Annotated in this window: 2 protein-coding genes; one reads left to right on the top strand and one right to left on the bottom strand. The window is 60.5% G+C overall.

Annotation, left to right across the window (positions count from 1 at the left end):
• Positions 1-749: cation diffusion facilitator family transporter (locus AB5164_RS08025; RefSeq protein ID WP_368147961.1), on the bottom strand; the 749-nt coding region annotated here is incomplete at its 3' end.
• Positions 750-967: 218 nt separating this feature from the next.
• Here AB5164_RS08025 and AB5164_RS08020 point away from each other — a divergent pair.
• Positions 968-2305, top strand: a complete 1338-nt coding sequence (locus tag AB5164_RS08020; protein WP_368147959.1) for a TFIIB-type zinc ribbon-containing protein — start codon at positions 968-970, stop codon at positions 2303-2305.
• Positions 2306-2622: the final 317 nt, after the last annotated feature.

Genomic DNA, 2622 nt, shown 5'->3' with positions numbered 1-2622 from the left:
CCCAAGACCTGCGGATAGGACATGATCTTGTCGCGGATTGCCTGGACGAGCTTGGGGTCGGGCGCTTGCCCCAGCAACGGGCTGATGGCGTCGCGCACCAGGCCCAGGCCGCTGATGCAGATGAAGATGCCCACACCCAGGCCTGCCCAGCCATCGAGATCAAAGCCGGTCGTCTGCGAAATAAGCGCCGCCACCAAGACCGAGCCCGAGGTGATGACGTCGTTTTTGGAGTCCTGCGCCGTGGCGATGAGCGTTTCGGAGTCGATGCGATCGCCCAGCGTGCGGTTGAACGCTGCCATCCAGAATTTGACGAGCATGGACAGAACAAGGGCAGCCATGGAGAGCGCCGAATACACGGTGGGCGAGGGCTTGATGATCTTGGTGACCGACTCGAGGATTAGGTTGATGCCGACGGCACAAACCAGGACGGCGACAAACAGACCAGCCAGGTACTCGTAGCGGCCGTGGCCGTAAGGGTGGCCCTCGTCTGCCGGGCGGCTGGCAAGGCGGAACCCGAGCAGGCTCACGATGTTGCTCGAGGCATCGGAGAGGTTGTTGAAAGCGTCGGCGATGAGGGAGACGGAACCGGCGAGCAGGCCCGCGATGCCCTTGGCCAGGCACAGGGTGATGTTGAGGCCAATGCAGATGAGGCTTGCGGCAAAACCCGCGTTGGTGCGGCAAGATGCATCGACCGGCTCGTCCTCGCCGCCGGGAACAAGCGTATGTACCAGCCGATTTACAAATAGCATAGCGGTCGTCCTCACAATCATGTTTAAGGGGATAGTGTAGCTCGCGCGGGGGCGCCGTGCACCGATGCTCAGAAAATGCAGCAATAGTCTGCCGGTGCTAACGAGCGAGCCTTCTCGTCTGCCTGGGTGGTCCATTTTGGGCCACATGGGTATGGGCATGTGCCTGTTTGCTCGACATACTTAATGTCGACAGCCCCTGTGCAAAGGAGGACGTTTCCATGGACGAGATGTTTGCCATTAAATGTCAAAACTGCGGCGGCCCTATGTACTCGCACCAAGCTAAGCGCAGCTTTGAGTGCGCCTATTGCGGCACGGTCGTTCCGTGGCAGGCGGACGCCGGAGAGCCCAAGAGCGCTTTGGGTATTCGCCATACGCCGTTGACGGTGGTGGATGGACTGCTCAAACTCACGCATGTGTCGCAACTCGAGCGCCCGGAGGACCCGGACTGGTATTTCTTCAACGCGCACTGGCGCAATCAGTCGGTCCTGGAACATCTGCTGTGGGAGGATCGCGGCACGGCGCAAGAGTTCCAAGAGGTCACGCATGTGAGCATTCCTTGCCCCTTCTGCGGAGCGTCCTTTGAGGGCGAGTCAACGCAGCGCGTGTTTGAGTGCCCGTCCTGCGGCAACAAGATCGGCATTGCCGACCTGCTCAAGCCCGGTACCTTCAGCAAGCGTCTGACCATGGGCGTAGGTGCGGAGTATGTGCCGGAGCAGGGCATTCCCTGCGAAATCTCGCCGCAGCAGGCACGTGCCAACGCACTGCAGCTGGTGCGCCAGCATGCGGAAGCCTTTGCCGGGCACGACGTGGAAGATGCGATCCAAAACGACATGATGCTCTTCTATTTCCCCATGGCGCTGGCGGACCTGCGCATGATGGCGAGCTTCCCGGGCAAGGGCCTGAGCAAGGAAACCCTGGTGTACTACGAGGTGCTCGACTGGGCGTATCCGAGGGCAAACTATCTGGATGTTCGACTTATGGGCATTTTGGAGCCGTGGGACTATGCCAAGGTTGGGCCGTTTGACCCTGCCATGCAGGAAGGCGACTTCCGCGTCGTCTCCGTCGATGCGTCTACCAAGGACCAGGTGGTCATTGATAAGTTGGCGCTCGACATTGCGGGCAACGACGCCGAGGCTGTACTGGGGCTCAATAAAAAGAGCATCCGCACCTGGGCGCGCAAGGCCCGCAAGCATAAGGACGGCCTGGTGATGGTGCCGGTCTACTTTGTCGATCGTCCGGCGACAGACGGCCGCGATGGCGAGCAGGTGCGCATTGCCGTAAACGGCCAGACGGGCCGCGCGGCCGCGGTGGTGTTTAGCGACAAGCGCGAAACGCATATCGTGGCGCCGCTTAGCCCGAGCCTGCATCTGTCCAGTGAAAGCACCGTGCACGCCACGCCCGTCGAGGTCAAATACGTTAAATCGCCGTTCCTCTACCAGATTGTGCGCCGTGGAGACGGCGAGCAGCCGCGTCAGGTGGCAGCCGCCGTCGAGGGTTCTTACCGAGAGGAAAAGCCCAAACGCAAGGGCTTGTTCGCTGCGATCTTTGGGAAGTAGGGGAGTAGCGCCGGTTGTTGCCGTAACGTGATGGCCGGGGGTGCGGGGCGGCTCTCAGGAGTGCGGGCTGCTGTCTGATTGTTTGAGGGTGCCAGATGTAAATAAACAGTGGAGCGGCTGCAAAAGAGCTGCCTCACTGGGTAAAATCAGGTTGTGCCGCGGAACCCGCTCCTCAGCGCTTAAACTTCGGAGACGCGGGCAACGCAGGTATTATCGTCTAGGGCCGGCTGCAACCGGCCCTGGCTTATAGGACAAAATGTGTGTCCACGTTGGGGGCATCGGCGCAGGTCGATGCCCCTTTTTCAGCCGTTTAAATT

Source organism: Collinsella aerofaciens, from assembly GCF_040915425.1.
Classification (GTDB): Bacteria; Actinomycetota; Coriobacteriia; order Coriobacteriales; family Coriobacteriaceae; genus Collinsella; species Collinsella aerofaciens_BW.
This window is presented reverse-complemented; position numbering and strand designations above follow the sequence as displayed.

What these genes read in the sequence shown, in the direction of transcription:
- AB5164_RS08020 (WP_368147959.1), top strand. Translation starts at nt 968, where the DNA reads ATGGACGAGATGTTTGCCATTAAATGTCAAAACTGCGGCGGCCCTATG.